20 protein-coding genes and 1 pseudogene are annotated in these 24373 nt (G+C 60.4%); 11 read left to right on the top strand and 10 right to left on the bottom strand.

Annotation, left to right across the window (positions count from 1 at the left end; all coding sequences use genetic code 11):
* Positions 1 to 465 (top strand): annotated as a pseudogene (locus tag ACMKFF_RS04095) (RNA-guided endonuclease TnpB family protein); the annotation flags it as partial.
* Positions 466 to 915: 450 nt separating this feature from the next.
* On the top strand, positions 916 to 1590 hold the full coding sequence (locus ACMKFF_RS04100; RefSeq protein WP_419496133.1) for a GIY-YIG nuclease family protein: 675 nt from the start codon (positions 916 to 918) through the stop codon (positions 1588 to 1590).
* Between the two features lie 122 nt (positions 1591 to 1712).
* Here the strand turns inward: ACMKFF_RS04100 and ACMKFF_RS04105 are convergent, their stop codons facing one another.
* From ACMKFF_RS04105 to ACMKFF_RS04115, 3 genes are all read right to left on the bottom strand, one after another.
* Positions 1713 to 3596 carry a leucine-rich repeat protein gene (locus tag ACMKFF_RS04105; protein ID WP_419496134.1) on the bottom strand — a complete coding sequence of 628 codons (1884 nt, stop codon included), beginning with the start codon at positions 3594 to 3596 and terminating at the stop codon, positions 1713 to 1715.
* A gap of 428 nt (positions 3597 to 4024) precedes the next feature.
* Positions 4025 to 8377, bottom strand: coding sequence for a family 20 glycosylhydrolase (locus ACMKFF_RS04110; RefSeq protein WP_419496135.1), 4353 nt, complete (start codon positions 8375 to 8377; stop codon positions 4025 to 4027).
* 337 nt (positions 8378 to 8714) lie between these two features.
* Positions 8715 to 9032, bottom strand: a complete 318-nt coding sequence (locus ACMKFF_RS04115) for a hypothetical protein (RefSeq protein WP_419496136.1) — start codon at positions 9030 to 9032, stop codon at positions 8715 to 8717.
* Between the two features lie 21 nt (positions 9033 to 9053).
* Between ACMKFF_RS04115 and ACMKFF_RS04120 the strand changes: the two genes are divergently transcribed.
* From ACMKFF_RS04120 to mtnN, 3 genes are all read left to right on the top strand, one after another.
* On the top strand, positions 9054 to 9680 hold the full coding sequence (locus ACMKFF_RS04120; RefSeq protein ID WP_419496137.1) for a hypothetical protein: 627 nt from the start codon (positions 9054 to 9056) through the stop codon (positions 9678 to 9680).
* 569 nt (positions 9681 to 10249) lie between these two features.
* A complete protein-coding gene (locus tag ACMKFF_RS04125) occupies positions 10250 to 10861 on the top strand; it encodes a hypothetical protein (protein WP_419496138.1) in 612 nt (203 codons plus the stop codon).
* A 500-nt stretch (positions 10862 to 11361) separates the two neighbouring features.
* Positions 11362 to 12060, top strand: coding sequence for a 5'-methylthioadenosine/S-adenosylhomocysteine nucleosidase (gene mtnN / locus ACMKFF_RS04130; RefSeq protein ID WP_419496139.1), 699 nt, complete (start codon positions 11362 to 11364; stop codon positions 12058 to 12060).
* Here mtnN and ACMKFF_RS04135 read toward each other — a convergent pair.
* Positions 12057 to 12587, bottom strand: coding sequence for a DUF1003 domain-containing protein (locus ACMKFF_RS04135; protein ID WP_417325879.1), 531 nt, complete (start codon positions 12585 to 12587; stop codon positions 12057 to 12059). The two genes, mtnN and ACMKFF_RS04135, sit on opposite strands and share 4 nt — an antisense overlap.
* A gap of 92 nt (positions 12588 to 12679) precedes the next feature.
* Here ACMKFF_RS04135 and selD point away from each other — a divergent pair, with 92 nt between their 5' ends.
* The gene (selD, locus tag ACMKFF_RS04140) at positions 12680 to 13720 is read left to right on the top strand and encodes a selenide, water dikinase SelD (RefSeq protein ID WP_419496140.1); all 1041 of its coding nucleotides are present in this window, start codon (positions 12680 to 12682) and stop codon (positions 13718 to 13720) included.
* On the opposite strand, the gene ACMKFF_RS04145 is transcribed toward selD, so the two are convergent.
* Positions 13707 to 14855 (bottom strand): aminotransferase class V-fold PLP-dependent enzyme, encoded by a 1149-nt coding sequence (locus tag ACMKFF_RS04145; RefSeq protein ID WP_419496141.1) that lies wholly within the window; start codon positions 14853 to 14855, stop codon positions 13707 to 13709. The genes selD and ACMKFF_RS04145 overlap by 14 nt on opposite strands.
* A 100-nt stretch (positions 14856 to 14955) precedes the next feature.
* Here ACMKFF_RS04145 and ACMKFF_RS04150 point away from each other — a divergent pair, with 100 nt between their 5' ends.
* The 4 genes from ACMKFF_RS04150 to ACMKFF_RS04165 all read left to right on the top strand — a co-directional run bounded on the left by ACMKFF_RS04150 (position 14956) and on the right by ACMKFF_RS04165 (position 18267).
* Positions 14956 to 15864, top strand: coding sequence for a LysR substrate-binding domain-containing protein (locus tag ACMKFF_RS04150; protein ID WP_419496142.1), 909 nt, complete (start codon positions 14956 to 14958; stop codon positions 15862 to 15864).
* Between the two features lie 852 nt (positions 15865 to 16716).
* Positions 16717 to 17823: a YedE family putative selenium transporter gene (gene yedE, locus ACMKFF_RS04155; protein ID WP_418467830.1), complete on the top strand. Its 1107-nt coding sequence runs from the start codon at positions 16717 to 16719 to the stop codon at positions 17821 to 17823.
* Position 17824: 1 nt separating this feature from the next.
* Positions 17825 to 18028 (top strand): sulfurtransferase TusA family protein, encoded by a 204-nt coding sequence (locus ACMKFF_RS04160; protein WP_418467831.1) that lies wholly within the window; start codon positions 17825 to 17827, stop codon positions 18026 to 18028.
* On the top strand, positions 18025 to 18267 hold the full coding sequence (locus tag ACMKFF_RS04165; protein ID WP_349134386.1) for a DUF3343 domain-containing protein: 243 nt from the start codon (positions 18025 to 18027) through the stop codon (positions 18265 to 18267). The genes ACMKFF_RS04160 and ACMKFF_RS04165 overlap by 4 nt, the downstream gene beginning before the upstream one ends.
* Before the next feature lie 545 nt (positions 18268 to 18812).
* Here the strand turns inward: ACMKFF_RS04165 and ACMKFF_RS04170 are convergent.
* From ACMKFF_RS04170 to ACMKFF_RS04180, 3 genes are read right to left on the bottom strand one after another with little or no spacing between them, the layout of a single operon-like run.
* Positions 18813 to 19607 (bottom strand): hypothetical protein, encoded by a 795-nt coding sequence (locus ACMKFF_RS04170; protein ID WP_419496143.1) that lies wholly within the window; start codon positions 19605 to 19607, stop codon positions 18813 to 18815.
* On the bottom strand, positions 19601 to 20329 hold the full coding sequence (locus ACMKFF_RS04175; RefSeq protein ID WP_417325864.1) for an ABC transporter ATP-binding protein: 729 nt from the start codon (positions 20327 to 20329) through the stop codon (positions 19601 to 19603). Before ACMKFF_RS04175 ends, ACMKFF_RS04170 begins: the two co-directional genes overlap by 7 nt.
* Positions 20322 to 20684 carry a GntR family transcriptional regulator gene (locus tag ACMKFF_RS04180; RefSeq protein ID WP_349136880.1) on the bottom strand — a complete coding sequence of 121 codons (363 nt, stop codon included), beginning with the start codon at positions 20682 to 20684 and terminating at the stop codon, positions 20322 to 20324. The genes ACMKFF_RS04175 and ACMKFF_RS04180 overlap by 8 nt, the downstream gene beginning before the upstream one ends.
* Before the next feature lie 260 nt (positions 20685 to 20944).
* On the opposite strand from ACMKFF_RS04180, the gene ACMKFF_RS04185 reads away from it, so the two are divergent.
* A complete protein-coding gene (locus ACMKFF_RS04185) occupies positions 20945 to 22177 on the top strand; it encodes an MFS transporter (protein WP_419496144.1) in 1233 nt (410 codons plus the stop codon).
* Between the two features lie 642 nt (positions 22178 to 22819).
* Here the strand turns inward: ACMKFF_RS04185 and ACMKFF_RS04190 are convergent.
* Together ACMKFF_RS04190 and ACMKFF_RS04195 are read right to left on the bottom strand one after the other, a co-directional pair.
* Entirely contained in the window at positions 22820 to 23629 is an 810-nt protein-coding gene (locus ACMKFF_RS04190; protein WP_419496145.1) for a SagB/ThcOx family dehydrogenase, read from the bottom strand.
* A gap of 2 nt (positions 23630 to 23631) precedes the next feature.
* Positions 23632 to 24348, bottom strand: a complete 717-nt coding sequence (locus ACMKFF_RS04195; protein ID WP_419496146.1) for a zinc metallopeptidase — start codon at positions 24346 to 24348, stop codon at positions 23632 to 23634.
* Between the last annotated feature and the right edge of the window lie 25 nt (positions 24349 to 24373).

The raw sequence follows: 24373 nt of genomic DNA on the forward strand, positions 1-24373 counted from the left end.
ATGGAATGGTCTTCCCTGACGCACCGGGCAAAGAAGACCGTGATATCTGAAAAGACCGGAAAGCCCCGAAGCAAAAAGCGGTTTGGAAAGTCCATTGCCAACAAGGCACCCGCCATGCTGATCGAAATATTGCGGCAAAAATGCAAGTCTCTCGGGCTGCCGAATGTTGTAGAGATCAACCCGGCAGACATCAAAGCAAGCCAATATAATCATTTGACCGGTGAATATGTTAAAAAGTCTCTTTCCCGGCGTTGGAACGAAATGCAGGACGGTGAGCATCTCCAACGTGATCTCTATTCCGCCTTCCTGCTGCAGCATTATGACTCTATGTCAAAAGCTCTTGATCTCGATTCCCTTGCGCGGGACTACCCCGCCTTTGTGCAGTACCATCATCGGGAAATCGAGCGTCTGCACGCTCTCCCCAAAACGCCCGCCAGTATGGGCATCCGCAGAAGCATTGCCTGACGCGAAGGGCAGGCAGATATAAAATGCCGGTGCCGTTCGCACCGGAGAAAACCGGTCGATTGTCCGTCCGGGGCTACCGTTAATGGCAGCAGAGGCTGCTTTGGTAGCAGAAGAGCTCGGGAAAATAGTCAGCGCGCAGCAGATCTTCGTGCTGCGAAAAGCTATCTACCGACTCACAGCGCATTCCACAAATCCGCACGCGGTGCTTTGTGCACATTTGCCGTTGCGATCTGCACGCGGTGCGCTGAGACAAAGTGTAACACCACGCCACGTCGCCGATTGGGTCTCGGTTGCGATCCGCACGCGGTGCGCTGAGACAAAGAACGCCGGGATCCATAATATTTTGACCTATAACGATTGCGATCCGCACAAATCGCGCTGAGACGAAGAAGCAAGCCGTTAAATACATCAGTATTGAGATGCTGATCTCCGATGCCAGGGAGGCCTATTATGAGGCCCAAAATAGCACAATCTTTCCACCCTCACGAAAGGACCCAGACGACCACGACCGGATACATTTACATTCTCACGAATCCCTCCTTCCCGCAATATGGGAAGCTCGGCTATGCCACGGATGTAAAGCAGCGGCTCGCGGAGCTGAACCGCAGCTCGGCGGTCCCCTTTGCGTTCCGGGTGTACGCCACCTACGAGGTGGATTCCGCCCTCTCGGACAAGAAGCTCCACTCCATTCTGGGCAAGCTGAACCCCGATCTGCGTTCTGCCGAAGAAGGAGTAAAGCCGCATCAGACATTCTGTCATCCCTGCAAACGTCAAATTATTCTACACAAGAGGTCCCCCATGCTGCCCGTAAACGAATCCGACTGGAAGCTGTTCCGCAAAAGGCTGCCGGAGTGGCAGGAGCGCTGCATGGAGCAGCTGGCTGAATCCTACGCGGCCCTGCTGGCCGGGCCCGGCAAGGCATCCGACAAGTTCTGGGAGCTGGAGAAGAGGCTTCGCAAGGACAAGAAGCGCGTCGGTGTCGTGGCCGATGTCAGCCGCTCCGAAATGTACTATAACCTGCTCTATCTGCTGGGTGACAAGACCATCCCGCTCGAGGACCTCGCAGGCTTCAGCCCCGACCTGCAGGAGCGGCTGGCCATGATTGCACGAGATCACTTTGTGTGAAGGCTCCCTCATATAACATAAAGACGGAGGGCTGCGGCTTTATGCTGTGGCCCTCCGACCATACCACGCAAACCATGCAAAGCGGCTGCGCTCCGAAACCGGGGCGCAGCCGTTCCTTTTCCCTATTTTGTAACGTTTTCAATGTAGCGCATGAGGATCGCCGCAACCTGTGCGCGGGTGGCGCTTCCCTGCGGCTTGAGCCAATCGCGGCCGTCGTATTCGCGGCTGCCGCCGATGATGCCCTCCGCCACAACCCAGCGCATGGCATCGCTGGCATAATCCGACACGGCGTTCGCATCCGGGAAGCCGGACAGATCAGCACGCTCCGCGGACGCAGCGCCAACCTTCTGCGCATAGCGGAACAGGATCGCCGCTGCCTGCTCTCGGGTTACGCGGCCATTCGGATCAAACTTACCGCCGCCGATGCCGTTGACCACGCCGTTCTCCGCTGCCCATGCGACAGTCTGCGTGTACCACTCGCCGCCCGGAACATCCGTAAAGGGGTTGGCAGCAGCCTGCGGCTGTCCGGCATAGCGCCAGAGGACCGTCACAAGCATCGCGCGGGTCATGCTGCTCTCCGGCTCAAAGCTGTATTCGCCTGTGCCGTTCATAAGACCATTGTCGTAAGTATACCGCACGGCCGAGGCATACCAGCTGTCCGGGCTGGCATCCGTATAGGGGGCTGTTGTCCAAACCGCTGTGGGGTAGCTTAAAGTTTGATCAAAAACTGTCGGTCCCCATCCTGAGGTTCCTTCCCGGTAATAAAACACCATGCCGGGGATCGCAGCAAAGTCACTTATTGCATTGCTGTCAGCGAAGCTGAGCCAGCCGATTTCAGGCAGATCTCCCATAAAATAGACGTGCTTGAGTGAAATACAGCCAGAAAAGGCGCGCTCACCGATTGTTTTAACGCTCTCCGGAAACACGATCTCACGCAGTGCGGCACAGTCTCTAAAAGCGGTAGAATCTATTGTTAATAAGTTCTTAGATAGTCTGACTTTGCTAAGATTCTTGCAGCCGTCAGAATAGTAAACTTCTGTTACGCTGTCCGGCATCCAGATTTCCGTCACACCGTCATGTTCATGAAATCCGTTTACAATCCGCGTTCCAGCCTGCAGGACATACTTCCCGCGGAAGCCCCCCGGGCACTCTTTAAACTCCAGGTTTCCGGATAAATTCTTTGTCGTGTATAACCCGCCATAGGAATCCGTAGAATAAAAACGATTATTCGACTCCACCTGAAACCCGCGGAAATTAGGACTGCCTAAACTGATGCACCTTTCAATGTTCACCGTAGATTTTGGAATGGTAAGCCCGGTCAGATTGGGGCAGTCGGCAAATGCTCTCTTATCGATTCTGTAAAGAGAGTCAGGCAGTGCAACATCGTGGACTAAGGAGCCTTCAAACGCTCCCTCACCGATTTCTCTCGTCATAGCACGGACTTCATAGCTTCCGGTTCTACCCGCAGGGTACCGAATAAGCTTGGTATCCCGATATAGGGCCCCTGCCTCATCGATCTTATAAAAAGTGTTATATTTACTCAGATCAAATTTTGTAATACTTATACAGCCTGCAAAAGCACTTCCGGAAATATAATTTACATTACCCGTGATTTTGATATCTTTCAGGCTTGAGCAGTTTTTGAATGCATTCTCATAAATAGCTGAGGCCGAAAACAGATTTACACTTTCGAGCCGGGTACAGTTTTCAAATGCCCCGCTTGGGATTTCAAACATACCAGCTTTCAGGGTCACCTTTCGAATATAATCGCTGTAATCGGAAAAGCGGACCTTCATCTTGTAACCTTGGACCATATCTCCATCGCCTTCAAAGGTCAAAGCGCCGGTTTCCTTGTTGATCACGGCTACACATGTATCCGTACACGAAAGACGGATCTCCTTGTCAGTTTCTGTCACCTCCGCAGCGGCGGCAGTGGGGAATGCCGGAACAAGAAGCGCACAGGCCATTACGGCACACAGCAGGAGCGCAAGTAGTCTCTTTTTCATGATCGTTCCCTCCGAAATTCAGTCAGACAGCGCCGTGTCCTCACTCCGCCATCTGCCGTTTTTAGTATATAACGCGCAGCACAAAAAGTAAATAACAAATTACAGTTTATCAGGCATATTATCCAAGAATGTTATACCACGGCCATCATTTTCCCGCTATCCTCTCTATTTTCTGCACCATCAAAATCGCAAAGCTGGGACCGGCTTGTCAAAAAAAGTCCCTCCGGGGCTTTTTCGCCAAGCTGCTTCCATAATTGCAAAATCAAATTTTGCAGCATGATTTTGCAGTTCTGCCGCTGCGGCGGGTGATTGAACGCGAAAGGAAACCCTGACGGTTTCTTCCCTTCGAAACCTTTGGCTTGGCGGGTTTTCTGACAGGCGAAACCGGGGCCGGCTCTTTCGAGCCGGCCCCGGTCGCATTTTTCCCGTCAGATTCCGTTCATTTCCTGGAACAGGTAGCAGTAGGAATAGTTCCAGCGGGTCAGATAGAACGAGCCGTTAGAGTAGCGCAGGTAGGCATTGCCGAAGCCGAGACGGTTATACCAGTACGAGACGCTCGTGCCGGACGTGCTGATGCGCAGAGAGGAATTGCCGGACTTATAGAGGTAATACGTCGTCGTGCCGCTCTGGAAGCTGAAACAGCCGTTGGAGTAATCCCAGAGCATGCTCTCGGTCACGTCGGAGGTGATCCGGCCGTTTTCGATGGTGACGGCCTGCGCACCGATCGTCGTGCCGTCGTGCGTCATGGCATAGTAGCCGCCGCTGGCGTAGACCGTGAGAACGTAGCGGCCGCCGGACGTGAGCCTGCTCACGGAGTCATAGGTCGCGGTCTTCACCGGCTCGGAGTAGCTGTCGCCGCAGGCGGAGCAGGTGTAGACGTAATTGCCGTTTTCCTCCGTGCGGACATAGCTGTGGCCCGTTGCCGGGATCGCCTCGGCGTAGCTTTCGCCGCAGGCGCAGGCATAAGTGCGGACGCCGGGCGTCGTGCACGTCGCCGCCGTGGTGACGGTGGCCGTGTAGGCATGGGCGTGGACCGTGACGGCATAGCGCACGCCGCCGATGACGGTGCGGGTCGCGCCCTCGGCCACGCCGGTGATCGTCACGTCATAGCCCGCAGGAACCGCGCGATAGAGCTGCCACCGCTCGTTCGCGTTCGCATTGCCGGGATAGGCGCCCGCAAACGTTGTGCTGTAGCGGTCGAGATAGGTATCGCTGAAGCGGATGGAGAAGGCGCTGCCGAGATCCGTGATCGTGAGGACCTGCGGCGCAGTGGTCAGCGTCACGCTTGCAGAGCGGGTGCTCTCCGTGAGATTCAGGTAACGGCCGTCCGCGCTCTGCACGGTGTAGCCGCCGGAGACCGCCGTGACGGTCCACAGGGCGTTCGACAGGTCGCCCGTCGTGCTGTAGGCCGCGCAGGTCAGGCCGCTCACAGTGCCCGCGCCGTCCCAGGAGCTGTAGTACGTTGAGGCCGTCGCCGTCAGCATCCGGTCACCGCTCACGAGGAGGAACGTCCCCTCGGCAAGCTCCGTCACCTGCTGATAGCCGCCGGAGAGCGCCTCGATCGTCGTCGCAGCGACGGCGGGATCGGCGGACTCCGTCACAGCGGCGTCCTCGGTGTGGAACGTGTAGGTCTCGCCCGGCTGGAGCTTGACCTCGACCGTCGGCAGGATGGCCTCGGTGTAGGTATCGCCGCAGCGCGTGCAGGTGTAGATGCGGTCATTGCCGTTCTCGGTGCACTCATAGGAGTGGCCCAGCGCACCGACGACATGGCCCGTGCGGCGGTCGCCGCAGTTCCTGCAGGTATAGGTCGTGTAGCCGTCTTCGGTACAGGTCGGAGCCGTCACGACGGCTTCGTAGTCATGTCCGAGCGCGGCCACCTCGTCTGCCGTGTAGGTATCGCCGCAGGTCGCGCAGGTGTAGGTCGTGTAGCCCTTTTCCGTGCAGGTCGGAACCGTCACAACGGCCTTGTAGTCGTGGCCGAGCGCGGCCACCTCGTCCGCCGTGTAATGGTCGCCGCAGCGCTTGCAGGTATAGGTCGTGTAGCCCTTCTCCGTGCAGGTCGGGGACGTCACGACAGCCTTGTAGTCGTGGCCGAGCGCGGCCACCTCGTCTGCCGTGTAATGGTCGCCGCAGCGCTTGCAGGTGTAGGTCGTGTAACCCTTTTCCGTGCAGGTCGGGGACGTCACAACGGCCTTGTAATCATGGCCGAGCGCAGGCGTCGTTTCGGTATAGGTGTCGCCGCAGACGGTGCAGGTATGGACGGTCTTGCCGCCCTCGGTGCAGGTTGCCTCGCTGCCGGAAACGGTGTAGGTATGGCCCGTGGCCGGGAGGGTCTCGGTGTAGCTGTTGCCGCAGCGCGTGCAGGTGTGCGTCACGGAGCCGTTTTCCGTGCAGGTCGCAGGAACGGTGGTCTCCGCATAATCATGGCCGAGCGCAGCCACTTCGTTCGCCGTGTAATGGTCGCCGCAGGCGGTGCAGGTGTAGGTCGTATAGCCCTTCTCCGTGCACGTCGGAGCCGTTACGGCGGCCGTGTAGCTGTGGCCGGTGGCCGGAGTCGTTTCGGTATAGGTGTCGCCGCAGGTCTCGCAGCGGTAGGTCGTCACGCCGTCCTCGGTGCAGGTCGGGGCGGTCCGGCTGACCTCCTGATAGCTGTGGACATGGTCGGCCTCGACCTCGATGACATAGCGGGTGCCGCCGATGACGTAGTACGTCGTACCGGCAGCCACGCCGGTGAAGCGGACCTCCGTCATGGGAGCCGTGCCGGTCTGGACCGTGCCGGAAGCGGCGGCGCGGGTAAACGTCGCGCCGTCATAGCTGCCCCAGGCGATCTCGGACAGCTGCCACCAGTAGTTGCGCGCCGTCGTGAGGGCGACCTGAATGTAGCGGAAGCTCTCGACGGAGGACGGGACGGCGTAGGTCTTCGTCACAGCCGTGCTGCGGCTGCTCGTGAACGTGCCGATCGTCGTCCAGGTGCGGCCGTCAGACGAAAGCTGGACATTGGCGTTCGTGCAGTAGTCGCCGTGCGCCGGAGCACTGATCTGCACGGCGTCAAAGCGGACCTCCGCGCCGAGGTCGACACGGGCATACATGCCGGACGTCTGGCTGCTGGTGGACCAGTAGTAGGTGGAGGTATCGCCGTCGATAAGTTTGGAGGCGACGCAGTTGTAGCCGCCGTCCGTATAGCCGGAGACGGAGGCCGAGGCGCTGGCGGAATAGGGCACCTTCGTGCCCGTGCCCTGCACCACGGTCAGCTCGCCGCGCGCGATGGCGGCGTCGCCCGTGTGGGTGAAAGTCTGCTCGCCCTCGAGCGTGTAGGCCTCGGTCGTCTTGCCGGTCTTGACGGAGACATATTCGCGCGGCAGCAGCTCGGAATGCTGCTCGCCGCAGCGCGTGCAGGTGTAGATCGTGTCGCCCGCATCGTCTGCCGCCGCGTAATCGTGGCCGAGGGCGGGAACGGTCTCGGTGTAGCTGTCGCCGCAGTCGGCGCAGGTATAGGTCACGCTGCCCGCCTCCGTGCAGGTCGCAGCCGTCGAGGCAGTTTGACGGTAGTCGTGGCTCTGCGCGGGAGGATCGGTGTTGATGGAGCCGTCGGCGTTGAAGCCGCCGGGCACGACGGACGTGTCCATGCCGCTTGTGTAGGCGCCGTCCATGGCGAGGCCCATGGCGCGCAGCGGCAGGCGGATCTTCTTGGCTTCCTGCGTCTGCGTCTCTGCGCCGGGATAGTCGCTCCACATGCAGAACATGCCGCCGATCACGGAGGAGGCACTCAGGCTCGTGCCGCACACCTTATAATTGCTCCAGTTGGCGGCATAGGTATAACCATTGTCGAAGCTGTCGTTCTTGCCGAGGACATAGTAGAAGTCGCCTGTCGTGTTGATAATACGGAAGCCATCCGAGGCAAGGTTGGCCGCCGTGCGGGGCGTGTAGCCGCTCCAGCCGCCGGACCAGTAGCACACGACGATGTCGCGGTCGAACGTGTAGGTCGTCGAGCCGACCGAGGCGCTCATCTTGTTGGCAAACTCGATGCCGTCATTGAAGGCGATGGGCGTCATGCCCGCCTGCTTGACCATGGCGGCAAGCTCGTTGACATATTTGATGAAGTAGCCATACTTGCCGCTGTTCTGCAGGCTGCCGAAGCCCATGGAGCCGCTCGTGTAGCGGTCGTTGGCGTATTCATCCGCGCCGAAGTTGAAATAGCGGCAGCCCTTGCCCGCAAAGTAATCGACATACTTCTGCAGGAAGGCCTGCGAGAACCGGACGGCCGTGTCGTTCGTCACGTCGATGGTGCGGCTCGAGCCGTTGTAGCTGCAGTTCGTCCCCGTCAGGGAGGACGCGGCATACAGCACCGCGTCCATGTGGCCCGGGCTGTTCAGCAGCGGAATGATCTCGATGCCGGCTTTCTTGGCCGTGGCAAAGAACTCGTCCATCTCGCTTTCCGTCCACTCGCCCGAAGATGCCGTCGTGTAGGCGTTGTTGCCCGCGCGGATAGCCGAGGCGACCGCGTCGCTGGAATACGTTTTGCCGCCCACGGTGAGCGACATGTCGTCCAGCAGGAAGCGCATACCGTCATTGCCCACCGCGAGCATGACGTGCGTATAGCCGTCCGCCTTTGCCTCATAGAGGAAGGCCTTGACCCAATCTGCCGAAAAATACTTTCGGCCGCTGTCCAGCATGGCGATCTTCAGATAATCGCTGCCGGAAGCAAACGCCACCGTCGGCAGCATGCACAGCAGCATGCAGACCGTCAGCAGCAGCGCTAACAGTTTCTTTCCCGCTTTCAATGGTTTCTCCTCCTGTATCATGTCTCTGTTCGGCGATGCCGAATCCTGATTTGATCATACACGAGACATTCTCATTTGTCAACAGGCAGTTCTTTTAGCATAATTTCAAGTTAACTAGCCTTATTCTGACTCATGATAGACTACATTCCTGATTATCTCATTTCTGGCTGCGTGATTTTATTCACGCCGACGCATCTCGTTACGATACGGAATGTGACGTAAAATTCCGGCGATTTGTTTCGTCCAATGAAGTTGGCGGCGGGTTTTCTGACGAATTTTTTCCACCTGCTCTGCAGAGGAATTTTTGAAAATTTTGTTGACATTTTTGCGCGATCCGTCATAATGGAAGCAGAAGCATACCGTTCTCACCGCCGTGCTCCCCTGCTGTGGTGCACCAGTGCTCTCCTTCCGTTGAATGCCCCTGTACAGGGCGCTCGATGAGCGCCATTGGCAGACGCAATTGGCGCGTGGCGTTTTGATGATGGTCTGTACCTATCGGCAGTGCCTTCCCGAGATTGCCGCGTCGGCCTACGGCCTCCTCGCAATGACAAACCTGAGGGCCGTGCGCCATAAAATCAATACCGCAAATATTGCCGACCTGCATGGCGCTCAGGGAAAGCCGCAGCGGGCCTGCTTTCGGCGTTTTCCATTTCATGTCAAAGGGAGGCCACTCCGCATGAGCAGCGATATCATCCCCGCCGCGTTATCCGGATTTATCATCAAAGCAGGCTTTTCTAAAAAAGGGCGGCTATATACCCGCGAGCATCACGATATCATGCAGTGCATTCTGTTTGAACGGCCGTCAAGTCTCATATACCCGACTTATTTCATTATGCCACTCTACATACCCTGCAGCACGCGATATCTTACCTATGGTCGGCGTATCTCCGAGATCACCAACGGCCGAAACTCCAAACAGATAGACGTCGACCGTTTGATCAGCGCTCTGCAGAAAGAGGTGCTTCCTTTCTTTGAACGGATCGCTACGCCGCAGCTTCTCATGGAGTATCTGCTGACCGCTCGGGACGTACAGCGCTATTTCTTCTGTCCGCCAGTGAGGATCGCCATGCTGAAAGCATACACCGCACTGTATCTTCACGATCGCAGTCTTTTTTCCCGCATGGCGGCAGAAACCGGGCAGTTGATTCCGGCAGACCGTTGCTCTTCCGAGGCAGTTGCGCGCCGGATGCACGCGGAGCTGGAAGTACTGAAGGCGCAGGCCAGATTGTCGGATGCCGAACTTGCCGCTTTCTTTGCGTCGATCATAGAAACCACCCGGCGCGTTGTACGCACCGGGCACTGAGCCACGCCGCAGCCCGGCAGTACATCTCTATGATAGAAGGAGTCCATCATGTCCCGTCAGATATCGTTCTTCCACGCAGAGCCGGATGCCGTCCGATTCCTTCAGGAAATCGACCGACGGGGCGGCACATTCTGGATCGGAAATGCCGCCGTTCCGCCGCTTTCCATGATAGAAGCTGTGCAGGACAAAATGTCCACGCACTTGTGCAAGTTCCGTATCGTCCCGGCCGGGCTTGCAGCCGCATGCAGCGCTTCCATGCCGGAGGCAGCAATAATTGAATTCTGCAATTGCCGCAGGGGGAATGCCATGTCGCGGACATACGAGGTCGGCCGCCTGTACCTTGTTCCCGCCTGCAGCGGCGCATATGTTCCGGAGAGTGCGGCACTATACGAGGCGCTCCGCAGATATCTCAAGGCGGCCTATCACTATGAGCCAAAAGCGGGAGCCTACTTTTCTCCCGCCTTTTGGGAAAAACTCCGTACCAATTATTATCATGCTGCCCGCGCAGGAAGGCCCGTCTTTCTCGGGTGCGTCGGAGACCCGGTAGAAGTCAAACGGGGCAATAGGCCATGAAGAAAAAGAAAAGAAGATCGATTTCCCTTTCCGCCCGTGCTGCGATCGCATTTTCGATGCTGTGCCTGCTTTCCTTGATCGCGTGGCGTGATGTTGCGATCTATATTGGCGTAAAATGCGGGAACACAACAATAATAACAGAAGAATGCATCAAAATTCAGGAAAGTGCAGTAGCAGACATCTATGGAAATCGGTCCTATAGGCCGCTGTATGAGCTGAAATTGAGAAACGGCACATCAGTCGCCATATATCAAGAAGAAACAACGAAATTTTTCTCGTCCGCAGAGGAACTGGAGCAATGCTTCGTGACTGGCCAGTCGATCACATTCACCTACGTCCGAAAACCAGCATTCAGAGATAACGTGTTCGCTCTAATTTCTGCGGTCTGCGGGGAAGAAGAGCTTTATCCGATTTCCGTCGGTATTGCGCCGTTTTGGCAGCGAACAAGGACGTTCATCATTGTCGATTCCATCATTTTAGGCGTTGCCTCGCTATTCCTTATCGTCCCGCCGCTTCGCGCCGCCATACGGAAGCGAAAAAGCAGGCTCAAAAAGGAACAGCGAAAGCAGGCACGAAGAGAGAAGCTGCGTTCCGGGAATGGACAATAGGCCCTTTGCAGCGGCAGGCGCAGGTTTTTTGCAGTACAAATTCGGTGGCTTAGGCCATCAGATTTGTCATTGCAAGGCCCCAAAAGGGACGCGGTGATCTCGCAGCATCCGGTTGAATCGTGGGAAACTATCGACGAAATCGTAACTGCCTGCACGAGATTGCACCCCAAGGGCACTTCCTCGCGCTTCGCGCTCAGGGCGCCACGTCGCTTCGCTCCTCGCAATGACACATCAGGGTGGTGCTGTGGTGCAGCAGTGCCCTCTTCGTTTGAATGCCCCTGTACAGGGCGCTCGATGAGCGCCATTGGCAGACGCAATCGGCGCATACCATTCAGCGGAAACCTGTTCATATCGGCAGTGCCGGGCCCGGCTGTCCGCTCCCCTACAGCAGATAACCAAATCGGGAGCCGTTCCATCTCGGACGGCTCCCGATTTTATGACTTGTTTTTCATCGAAAAATACGATAGAATGGAGAAAACGACAAAAGGGAGATGCCGAACATGCAACACGACCCGCGCTGCGGCGCGATCCTCTGCGCGGCGGAAGAGGAGCTTGCGCCCTTCCTGCCCCATCTGGCGGAGGAGCAGCGCCTTTCACGCGCCATGCTCACGCTGCACATCGGCCGGATCTGCGGCCTGCAGATGGTGCTCGCCGCGACCGGCATGTGCAAGGTCAACGCGGCGCTGGCCGTGCAGACCGTGCTCGACACCATCTCGCCGGATTTCGTCCTCAACGCCGGGACGGCGGGCGGCATGTCCCCCGCGCTCGGCCTGTTTGAAACGGCCGTAACGACGGAATGCGCCTATCATGACGTGGCAGAGGCGATCCTGACGGAGTCGCACCCCCATCTGCCGTCCGTGTGGTTTGCCTCCGATCCCGACCTGCTCGCAGCCTGCAGGCGTGCCGCGGAAAGGGCCCCCGGCCGCGTCCACTTCGGCAGGACGGTGACGGGCGAGGCCTTCATCACGGACGAGGGCCGCGCAGAGATCAATGCGCGCTTTGCCCCGCTGACGGTCGACATGGAGACAGCCGCCATGGCGCATGTGTGTTATGTAAACCGTGTTCCCTTTGCGGCCATCCGCTCCGTGACGGACACGGCGGATCACAGCGGCATCGGGACGTTTGAGGAAAACTGCGCCCGCGCCTCAGCCGTTTCGGCCACGCTGGTGCTGGATGTCCTGCGGGAGCTGACCCGTTAATTCTCTTTAGGCTCCGGCTTTTCGTAATGCGGTGCATGCTCCTCCTTCTGCACCTGCAGCAGGAGCTCCTCGCGGGCAAGGATGCGGTTGAGCTTATCGTGCAGTGCTTCGATCATAATCTCCGTCTTCAGATTGACCTTATAGTCATTCTCCGCACGCGCGCGGTCCTTTTCCTCCTGCCGGTTCTGGCTCATCATAATAAGCGGAGCCTGAATGGCAGCCACGCAGGACAGCACCAGATTCAGCAGAATGAACGGATAGGGGTCGAATGCCTTTGCAGCCAGCAGGACATTGAGGATCATCCACGCCAGCAGTACGCCCGTGAACGAAAAAATGAATGCCCAGCTTCCGGCAAATTTTGCGATGCTGTCCGCCGCGCGCTGACCGAGCGAGGTCAGCTTGCCGGACTCCTTCTCCGGGTTCACAGAAATGCGGCTCGAGGCCAGCAGGTTCAGGATCTCCTCGTCCGTCATATCGTGGCGGACATCCGCAAGGATCTCGCTGATGAGTTTTTTGTTTTCTTTCATAAGAACTCCTTTCCAGAGCGCGGCGCTGCCAAACGGTGCGCTGCGGCTATCGTTATTCTGAAAAAAATATTTCGAATGTGAGGGTTTTGACCATGGCAGAACAGAGTATTCAGCTCACGAAGCTCGCCTCGTGCGCGGGCTGCGGCGCAAAGGTCGGTGCGGGCGTACTGGCGCAGCTTCTGGGCGGCCTGAAGGTCCACAGCGATCCCCGGCTGCTTGTCGGCTTTGACAAGAGCGACGATGCCTCCGTCTATCAGGTCACGGACGAGCTGGCACTTGTGCAGACCGTGGACTTCTTCCCGCCGATCGCGGACGACCCGTATCTCTTCGGGCAGATCGCCGCGACGAACGCACTTTCGGACGTCTACGCCATGGGCGGCGAGCCGAAGCTGGCGCTGAACCTGCTGTGCATCCCGGAATCCATGCCGAAGGAAGCCGTGCACCAGCTGCTGCGCGGCGGCTACGACAAGGCCTATGAGGCGGGCGTCATCATCACGGGCGGCCACAGCATCCTCGACCCGGAGCCGAAATACGGCCTTGCCGTCACGGGCTTCGTGCATCCGAAAAAGCTGCTGACCAACTCCGCCGCCCGCCCCGGCGACGTGCTGCTGCTGACGAAGCCCCTCGGCATCGGCGTGCTCACAACGGCCGCAAAGGCCGGGCTGGCCTCGCCGGAGGCCATGGCGCTGGCGCATCGCCTGATGACGACGCTGAACAAGGCCGCGCGCGACTGCATGGTGCGCTATGCCGTGCACGCCTGCACGGATGTGACGGGCTTCGGTCTGCTGGGCCACGCCTTTGAGATGGCGCAGGGCAGCGACACACATCTGACACTCTTCCCCGGCGAGATTGACCTGATCCCCGAGGCGCTCGAATTCGCGCGCGACGGCATCCTGCCCGCCGGAATGTACCGCAACCGGCACTATGCCGAGGCGGCCGTCGATCCCGGCAGTACGGAGCTTGCCGTGCAGGACATGCTCTATGATCCGCAGACATCCGGCGGCCTGCTCATCGCCGCTGCGCCGGAGGACGCCGATGCCCTGCTGCGCGAGCTGCGCGGGGCCGTGCCGAGCGCGCAGCGCATCGGCGTGGTCGAGGCCTACAACGGCGGCCCGAGGATCAGCCTGTGCTGATCGCCCGCAGGGCCGCAACGGCGGCGTCGACGTCCTGCTCGGTATTCGCAAAGCCGAGCGAGAAGCGGATGGTCCCCTGCGGGAACGTCCCGAGGGAACGGTGTGCCGCAGGAGCACAGTGCAGGCCGCAGCGCGTCAGGATGCCGAACTCCTGCTCCAGCCGGAACGCCGCCTCGGCATTGTCCCGGCCCGGCAGGTCCACGGAGATGACGCCCACGCGGCGGCCGGGCTCCCGCGTGCCGCACAGGCGGACGCCGGAAAGCGGCGCGATGCCGTCCAGAAAGCGCTCGCACAGCGCCAGCTCATGGCGGCGAAGGCGCTCGACGCCCTGCTGCTCCACAAAGGCCAGCGCGGCGCGCAGACCGTAGATGCCCGGCAGATTCGGCGTGCCGGATTCCAGCCGGTCCGGCAGATACGGCGGCAGCAGCTCACTGTCCGAGGCGCTGCCGGTCCCGCCCGCCACAAGCGGCGTGAGATTGGCGGCAAGCTCATCCGTCAGCAGCAGCGCGCCGATGCCGCTCGGGCCGAGCAGACCCTTGTGCCCCGGCACGGCCAGCGCCGAAAGGCGGAGCGCCGCAAAGTCGATGGGATAGTGTCCTGCCGTCTGCGCGCCGTCCAGCAGGAAAAAGCATCCGTGCCGCGCGCAGGCCGCCCCGACGGCGGCCGCATCCTGCACACTGCCGCAGACGTTGGACGCATGCGCCAGCACAACAAGGCGCGTGTTGGGCCGGAACAGGCCCTCGAGCGCGCCATGCTGCAGAAAGCCCTCGCTGTCGCAGGGAATGCGGTCAAATTCCACGCCCCCGAGCTGCTGCAGCGGCCGCATGACGGCGTTGTGCTCCATCCCGCTGACGATGCAGTGGTCGCCGGGGCGCAGAAGGCCCTTGATGACGAGATTCAGGCCGAACGTCGCGCCCGGTGTCAGGACGACATGGGTCGCAGGCTCCGGAAAATGAAACAGCCGCGCGAGCACCTCGCGCAGAGCCAGCGTTTCCAGCCCGGCCTCCTGTGCGCGGCCGTAGACGGAGCGATTGATCGTCGCGCCGACGCAGTCGAGATACTGCTTCATGCTGTCGCTGACCCCGGCCGGCTTCGGGAACGACGTCGCAGCGTTGTCGAGATAGATGCTCTGCAAAACAGGACCCCTCTTTTCTGTTCAAATTCAGGGCAATGTGGTGTTGTCCTAGTATATCATATCCGGCGCGGTTTGTCACGCTCGTTTGGGAGGCAGGATCATGCTCGAGATCAACCTGAAGCAGCTGGAATCCTTTGTGGCCACCGTGGAGCATTCCGGCTTCACGGCGGCGGCCGCTGCGCTGTATCTGACGCAGTCGACCGTCAGCGCCCACGTCAGCGCGCTGGAGCAGACGCTCGGCGTGCCGCTGCTCGTGCGCGGCGCGCGCAGGCCCGTCACGCTGACCCCGGAGGGGCAGAATGTCTATGTGCAGGCACGCGAGATCCTGAACCGCTGCGAGCGCCTGCAGGCCCTCGGCCAGGCCGAACAGCCGCCGCTGCGGCTCGGAGCCTCCACCGCACCGGGGCAGGGCCTGCTGCCGGAGCTGCTGACGGGCTTCCTGCAGCGCTGCCCGGACAGCCGCTATGTCCTGCTGCGCGGCGACAGCGCGCGCATCCACAGCCTGATGCTCGAATCACGCGTCCACCTCGGCTTTGTCGGCGCAGCCATGGATCCGCGGCGCTTTGTCTATCATCCGATCGCGAACGACCGACTCGTGCTCATCGCCCCGAACCGCGAGCCCTATCCCACGCTCCGGCGGCAGGGGGTCTCCGGCCTGACGCTTCTGACACAGCAGCCGCTCATCCGGCGCGAGCCGGCCTCCGGCACGCGGCAGTCGCTCGAGGACTACCTGCGCCGCAGCGGCATCGCCGCCGACTGCCTGCACTCCGTGGCGGAGATCGACACGCCGGAGGACGTGAAGGCCGCCGTGCAGCGCGGACTGGGCGTTGCGGTCATTTCGGCGCTCGCCGTGCAGGAGGAGCTGGCTGCGGGGAAGCTGCTGTCGTTCGATCTGGACCGCAGCGGCGTGTTCCGCCGCATCTATCTGGCTTGGCCGGCCGGCTGCCCCCTCACGGCCGCCGAGCGCCGCTTTGCGGACTATGTGCTCTCCCACGCCGAATCAGAGTAATACGGGATGATATTTGTAGGGGCGAGGCATGCCTCGCCCGGCGCTGCACGGGCGATTCGTACCAACCGCCGCTAAAATGGCAAGCACCCCCGAATTGTCATTGCGAGGGCGCTTTGCGCCCGTGGCAATCTCGGGAAGGCACTTACAGGGCGTACAGGGCATCGATAAAACGCACAAACCGATTGCGTCTGTAGCGGCGCTCAGTGAGCGCCTTTAGCAGCCGCAGGTATTGCAGCAGCGATTCGGCGGCTCAAGGCCCCCAGATTTGTCATTGCGAGGAGGCCGGAGGCCGACGTGGCAATCTCGCAGTACTATGTCGGATAACAAGCAGGCCTCGGCGAATTCGCGGGCTGTTGCAGGAGATTCCCACGTCGCTTCGCTCCTCGGAATGACAAACTTGGGGGCCTTGCGCCAATGAATTTGTGCCTCAAATAATGCCAGCCTGCATGGCGCTCACTGAGCGCCGCTACAGACGCAATCGGCGCGTGCCATTTTAACGGCAGCCGGTACGAAACGGCACTGCCTTCCCGAGATTGCCACGGGCGCAAAGCGCCCTCGCAATGACAAACCTTTGGCCATTTCCATTTTAACGCCGGCCTGTGCTGATCGGCAGCCTTGCGCCGTGCCCGGCTGTCCGCTCCCCTACAATGCGTAACTGGCAGCCCGACAAAACTTTCCACTTTTCATTTTCAATTTTCTGTTTGCCGCATCCTCCCAACCTTATTTTCATCAGGATATCATCGTTTCTATCGATGATATCCTCGTTTCACTCAAAATAACGATTGGATTTTTCCGGTTTTTCCCCGTATAATAGTGTTATTCTTCTAAAAAAATAACGAGAGGGGTACCACAATGAAGAAAAAGATCAGTTGGTGGGTCATTGTGACCGGGGCGATCGTCGGTCTGTCCGCTGTCCTGCTGACGCATTTCGGAAACCCGGCCAACATGGGCTTCTGCATCGCGTGCTTCCTGCGCGATATCGCCGGCTCGCTCGGCCTCCACAGCGCCGGAAAGGTGCAGTATGTCCGCCCGGAGATCATCGGCCTCGTGCTCGGCGCGTTCGTCATGTCCGTCTGTACGAAGGAATTCCGCGCAAAGTCCGGCTCCGCGCCCGCGCTCCGCTTTGTCCTCGGCGCGTTCGTCATGATCGGCGCACTGGCCTTCCTCGGCTGCCCGCTGCGCATGGTGCTCCGTCTGGCCGGCGGCGATGCCAACGCTCTGGTCGGTCTGGTCGGCTTCGGCGCCGGTATCTTTGCCGGTACGCTGTTCCTGAAGAAGGGCTTCTCGCTCAAGCGCTCCTATGACTCCGTCCCGCTCGAGGGCGTCGTCCTCCCCGTCAGCATGACGGTCATCCTGCTGCTGTTTCTGACGGTCCCCGTCATCTTCAAGCTCAGCGAGGCAGGCCCCGGCTCGAAGCACGCGCCCATCTGGCTGGCTCTGGCCCTGTCCATGGTCATCGGCGCGCTGGCGCAGCGCTCCCGTCTGTGCATGGCAGGCGGCATCCGTGACGCCGTCATGTTCGGCGATTTTAAGCTGCTGTCCGGCTTTGTAGCTATCTTCCTCGTTGCCCTCATCGGCAATCTGGTGACGAAGCAGTTCCATTGGGGCTTCCAGCTCCAGCCCATCGCCCACAGCAGCCATGTGTGGAACTTCCTCGGCATGACGCTCGTCGGCTGGGGCTCCGTGCTGCTCGGCGGCTGCCCGCTGCGTCAGCTCATTCTGGCCGGCAGCGGCAACGGCGACTCCACCGTCACCGTGTTCGGCATGCTCGCCGGTGCGGCAGCTGCCCACAACTTTGGTCTGGCCGGTACGGCCGACTCTACGAACGCCGCCGGTGAGTTCGTCCGCGGCGGCCTGTCGAACACCGGCAAGATCGCCGTTGTCTCCGGCATCGTGGTCTGTCTGGCAGTTTCCGTGCTCAACCTTCCGAAATTTGCCAAAAAACAGGAGGCGAAATAACATGGTCGATGCAAGAGGTCTGCTCTGCCCCATGCCCGTCGTGATGGTCCAGAAGGCCGTGAAGGACGGCCATCCCGCCGAGATCGAGGTCCTGCTGGACGACGCCTGCGCCGTGGAGAACGTCACGCGCTATGCCAACCGTCAGGGCTACACCGTCACCTCCGTGCCGGAGGGCTCCGACACCCGTCTGACGCTGAAGAAATGACCGCGTACATCGCGACATTCCACACACATCTGTCCGCCCTGCTGACCTGCCGGGCACTGACCGCGGCGGGCGTGGCTGCGCAGATGATGCCTGTTCCCCGGCGGCTGAGCGCCGCCTGCGGCACCTGCGTGCGCTATACGGCCGATTCCCCCATGCTCTCATGCATGGACACGGATTATGAGGCCGTGTATGAGACGGCGGATAACACCACCCCGCGTCTGCTGTGTGAAAATCGATAACGATAAAAACACTCCCGGAGCCGAACAGCTCCGGGAGTCCTTTTATGTAGGGGAGCGGACAGCCGTGCCCGGCGGTACAGTAACGATCGGTACGCGCTGTCGATAAAATGGAACCGTCCCCCCGACGGGGCCTGTAGCGGCGGTCAGCGACCGCCTTGTACGGGGCCATTCAACTGCGTAAGAGCGCTGGTGCACCTTGGCACTACTTGACGTGTCATTGCGAGGCCCTGAAGGGGCCGTGGCAATTTCGTGCAGGCAGCTGCGTTTTCGCCGAAAATTCCCTGTTATCCGCTCGGATTCTGCGAGATTGCCACGTCGCTTCGCTCCTCGCAATGACAAGCCTGAGGGCTTCACGCCATAGAATCAATACAGCGCATCTTGCCGGTCTGCAAGGCGCTCACTGAGCGCCGCTACAGACACAATCGGTTTTTACGGTTTTATCGACGCCCTGTACGAACTGCCAGTGCCTTCCCAAGATTGCCACGTCGGCCTACGGCCTCCTCGCAATGACAAGCCCGAGGCATTGTACGGCGCGGTGGAAAGCCTTATTCCAGATTCAGATGGCGGCGCAGGATACGCTCCGTGACGAAGAAATACACAATGCCGAGAACGGCCAGCAGGGCCGTCACCACGCCGATAAACAGGTTGAACATGCCTGGCGCGCTCATGCCGGCATAGAGCTGAACAAGGAAGCGGCAGAACGGCTCAAAGTTGCTCAGCACGATGATGGACGTGACTGCAACCGTCTCGAGCACGACGTTGATGGCATAGTAGAACAGCACGGCGAACAGGATGCGCTTGCGGCGGAACAGGTGGCCGATGGAGCAGGACAGATAGATCTGCAGCACGGACACCGCGACCTGCACCATGACCAGCAGGACGAGCAGGGCGATGCCCCAGCCGTTGATTATCCCGCCGAAGCTCTGCTCCAGCGAGGTGCGGATGGAAGGCAGCAAGCCACGGATACCGCCGAACAGGATGCCGACGGAAACGAAGCTGACCAGGCCCGTCACGATCAGCGTCAGGAAGGCCGTGAGGAGCTTCGACAGCACAAGCTGCCACGGCCGCACCGGCAGCGTGAACATCAGGTAGCCTTCATCACGCAGCAGGCCGGAATAGAAGCGGATGACGGAGATGACGAGCGCAAACACGCAGGCGGCAATGACCGCGAGCACGAACAGCACTGTCGTCAGATTCACAAAAATGGCAGAGATCTTGACCGGCAGCTCCGCCATGAGGGCAACGCGCTCGAGCAGGCCGAAGGCCAGAATGGCGGGCCAGATGAACAGGAAAATTTTCAGATTTGCGCGGAGATCGTATTTTAACAGCTTGCTCAGCACGGCCATTCACCTCCCATCGGGATCGTGCGGAAGACTTCGCGGAAGACCTCGTCGACGGACTTGCCCTCGGCGCCGCGGATGTTATCGGTCGAATCGTGGCGGACGACGCGGCCCTCCTTCAGGAAGATCACCTCGTCAAGCACCGGCTCGATGTCCGCGATCAGGTGCGTCGAGATCAGGACGGTGCTCTCGGGCGAATAATTCGTCAGGATCGTCTGCAGGATGAAGTCGCGCGCGGCAGGATCGACGCCCGCGATCGGCTCGTCGAGCAGGTAGAGCTTTGCGGCGCGGCTCATGACGAGCAGCAGCTGGAGCTTCTCCTTCGTACCCTTCGACATGGTCTTCACGCGCGTATCCAGCCCGATGCCCAGCGCACGGCACATGGCCTCGGCGCGCTCGCGGCGGAAATCGGGATAGAAATCCGCAAAGAAATTGACCATATCCTTCGTTTTCATCCAACCGGCATAGTACATTCGGTCGGGCAGGTAGCTCACGAGCGCCTTCGTCTCCGGGCCGATCGGCTTGCCGTCGATCGCGACGGAGCCCTCCGTCTGGCGCAGCAGGCCCGTCAGGATCTTGATGAGCGTCGTTTTGCCGGAGCCATTCGGCCCGAGCAGGCCGATGATCTTGCCCGGCGCAAGCTGCAGGTCGACGTGATCGAGTGCGGGCTTTGCCCCGTAGCTCTTCGTCAGGCCGCTGCAGCAGACCAGCATGTCATTCATTTTCATTCCCTCCAAACAATGTTGCAATTTCCTCCTGCGTGTAGCCGAGCTGCCGCATCCGCGCGCAGAACGCATCGATCTCGGCCTGCGCCAGCGAGCGGCGCGTCTCGCGGATGCACGCCTCATCCTGTGTGACATAGCGCCCGGTGTTCCGCTGGGCGCTGACGAGCCCGCTCTCCTCCAGCGCCGCAAGCGCGCGCTGCATGGTGTTCGGATTGACACCGGCCTCTGCGGCCAGCTCCCGCACCGACGGCAGCTTCACGCCTGCCGGATACTGTCCGGAGACGATGCGGAACTTCAGCACATCCACGAGCTGCAGCCAGATCTGCCGCTCCGGATTCAGTTTCCATGCCATTGGCTCACCTCCAATGTGTTATTGTACTAATATACTAATACACTAGTACGGCTTTGTCAAGAGGGTTTTTCAAAAATATTCCTGCCTTCCTTTCTGTCCGTCCCTCACGGACACCGCACCGCAGCAGGCAGAATTTTGATTTGGGTATGGGCAAGCGGGCGTTTCTGTGATATGATGGAGGCAGGACCCCAAGATACAACAAAATACGGGCCATCTCCGCACCAAATCGAGGGGATGGCCCCAAATGGAGGATGCAGCCTATGAGAAGTGCAAGCAGATGGATCTACGTCGCAGTCGGGTGCGTGGTACTTCTGTTCTCGGGCCTGGTGTACGCGTGGAGCGTACTGTCCGGGCCGATCGCCGCAGAGTTCCCCCACTGGAGCACCGCACAGCTTTCCCTGACCTTTACGATCGTGATGAGCTTTTTCTGCCTTGGCGGCCTGACCTGCGGCGCGCTTTCCGCGCGCATTTCCCCGCGAATTTTCCTCTGGATATCCGCCCTGCTGTTTCTGGCGGGCTTCCTGCTGACGGCGAGTATGCGGTCGCTGCCTATGCTGTATGTCGGCTTCGGCGTGGTCTGCGGGCTGGCCTCCGGCTTCTCGTATAACGCCGTGCTCGGGACAGTCGGCGCATGGTTCCCCGACAAGCAGGGCCTCGTCTCCGGTATCCTGCTCATGGGCTTCGGCCTGAGCAGCTTCCTCATCGGCAAGCTCTATCAGCGCTTCACGCCGACGGCCATCGGCAGCTGGCGGCGCAGCTTTGTCGTGCTTGGTATTATCACGGCCGTGCTCGTGGCGGCCTGCGGCTTCCTGCTCCGGCGGCCCGGCCCGGACTTCACGCCGCCGCCCGCCGCGAAAAAGAAGCGCTATGCAAACCCCGTGGCAGAAGAGCTCGGCACGGCAGCCATGCTGCGGCGGCCCGCGTTCTGGCTGTACTATCTCTGGGCGGTACTCCTGAGCGCGGCAGGGCTGGCCCTCGTGTCGCAGTCCACCTCCATCGCGCGGGAGATCGGCAGAACGGTCTCGCCGGGCGGTATCACCACGGCCGTCGGCATGATCTCGCTGGCGAACGCGGCAGGGCGCGTTGTGCTGGGCGGGCTGTTTGACCGACTGGGGCGCAGCCGGACCATGCAGCTCGTGGGCGGCATTTTCCTGCTCACCGGCCTTGTGCTCATCGGTGCGCTGAAGCTCGGCAGCTTCCCGCTGCTCATCGCCGGCTTCCTGCTGGGCGGCATGGCCTACGGCGGCGTCACGCCCGCCAACGCAGCCTTTGTCAGCTCGTATTACGGTATGCGGCACTACGCCGTGAATCTCTCCGTCGTGGTGACGAACCTGCTGTTCGCCTCGTTCGGCAGCACGATCGCGGGCGCGCTGTATGACGCGACCGGCTCTTACCTCAGCACGGACGCCATGATCCTCGTTCTCGCTGTCCTGAGCGCCGCCGTGTCGTTCGGCATCGACCTGTGCGACCGGAGGATGCTGAAACGGCGATAACGGTACGCCATTGCAGGAGCAGGGCACGCCCTGCCAGTCCGCGAAGCGGCAAAAGCAGTGCCAATTCGGCGCTGTGCACCGTTCCCACAGCCGCACCACCCTGATGTGTCATTGCAAGGAGCGAAGCAACGTGGCGCCCTGAGCGCGAAGCGCGAGGAAGTGCCCTTGGGGTGCAATCTCGGGGAGGCAGTTGCGATTTCGCTGGAGTCTTCCTGTGTGATCCGACCGGGTACTGCGAGATTACACGGCCCCTTTGCGGCCGTGCAACGACAAATTTGGGGACATTGCACGGTCGGCGATACTTCCCAGATAATTGCAACTGCCATAGGCGCTCAGGGAACGCCGCTACAGATGCAATTGGTTGGTACGTTTTTATCGGCAGCCGATGCAAATCGTAAGTGCTGCGCCGGGCCCGGCTGTCCGCTCCCCTACAATGGCCCACATAAAAACCACCGGCTGCCGAAAAAGCAGCCGGTATATAGGCAGCACCGCACAATTCAGCGAGAGCATTCGGCGAGAGATTTTTTGTCGGGCCAAGGTTTGAAAAGCGCAGGAATACTTTGTGTATTTCAAGTTTTTCAAACCGATGGAGCGGCGAAAAATATCCGGCGAAGGCCGAAGCTGCAATTGTGCGGTGTTGCCTTATAAATTCTCATCTTCGACAAATTGATAGAACGCCGCCTCCTGCGCGGTATCCTCCGGGCGGACCGTGCCGACCGGGGCGGCATAGACGATAAACTCCTCCTCGCCGTCCAGCCCGAACAGCTCGCAGCACAGCTCATGGCGGAAGGCGCGCAGGCCGCAGGTGCCGAGGCCCTGCGACGCGCAGGCAAGATAGAGATTTTCGCCCACATGCCCGGCATCGACGAGCAGCGGCGCATAGGCATAGGGACCGTAGCGCCACTCCGCGCGATAAGGCACAACGGACCAGTAGAAGATCACGCTGGCCTTTGCCGCCCAGCTCTGGCCGCAGAGCGTGTCGGAAACGACGTCCTCGAGCCGCTCGACGGGGTGCAGAAACTCGAGCGCATGCTCCAGCGGCAGGTAGTGATACGCGCCGGGGCGCAGGCCCTCGACATGGCGGAGGAGGAGATAGGTCTCAAAGGCATGGCGTGCACCGCCGCTCGGGACGGTGCGCAGCGTGGCATAGGCCCGGCCGCGCATGGCGCGCACGCCCTGCGTGGCCCAGAGCAGGAACGAAAGCTGCAGCAGACTGAGCTCCCCCTCCGTATAAATTCTGGCGCTGCGCCGCCGCGTCAGCAGGTCATACAGGCCGCCGCCCTCCGGCAGCGCGGAAAAATCTCGCGGCAGCACCGTCCGTTCGCCGCCCATCGGGGCCTTGCACAGCGGAGGCTGCGGCAGCTTTTTCTCCTGATCGGAGACAAATTCCGTGGTATCGTCGTCGCGATAGCCCATGAGGAAGCGTCTTCCCTGTTCGGTGCGTTCGTCCATGGTCAGTCTCTCCTCCGGTTCCCGCCCGCCACGATGAGCAGCAGGCGCAGGAACTGCATAATGGTCACGCTCAGCGCGGCCACATAGGTCAGGGCCGCAGCTCTGAGCACACGCTTTGCCGCGACCTGCTCCTCCGGCAGCAGCAGGGCGCTCTCCTCGATGGCGCGCAGGGCGCGGTGGCTGGCGTTGAACTCCGTCGGCAGGGTGACGAGCTGGAACACGACGCAGAGGCCATAGCAGGCCACGCCCGCCAGCGCCACATAGTAAAACACCTGTCCGAGGCCGCTGAGCGCAAGGCCGAGCACAATGAGCGGCATGGAGAGCCGCGAGCCGATGTTCGTCACGGGGACGATGGCCGCGCGGATATAGATCGGCGCATAGTGCCGCGCATACTGCACGGCATGGCCAGCCTCATGCGCCGCCACGCCGACTGCGGCGGGCGTTGCCACATTGTATACGGAGTCCGACAGGCGGATGACGTGGTCCTTCGGGTCAAAATGATCCGTCAGATCGCCTGACACATGCTCCACGCGCACATCGGTCACGCCATGCGCCCGCAGCACCGCCATGGCGGCCTCTGCGCCGGTCATGCCGCGCGCATTGCGCACCTGACTGTAGCGGCGGAACGTGCTCTTGACATGGGCGCTGGCCCAGAGCGACAGGATCACCGCCGGGAGCACCAGAACGATATAGTACCAGTCTACATAGAAAAACGGCATTGCGCCTCACCTCGCATGGAAATTA

The organism is Faecousia sp. (assembly GCF_048519415.1).
Lineage (GTDB): Bacteria > Bacillota > Clostridia > Oscillospirales > Oscillospiraceae > JAZOXB01.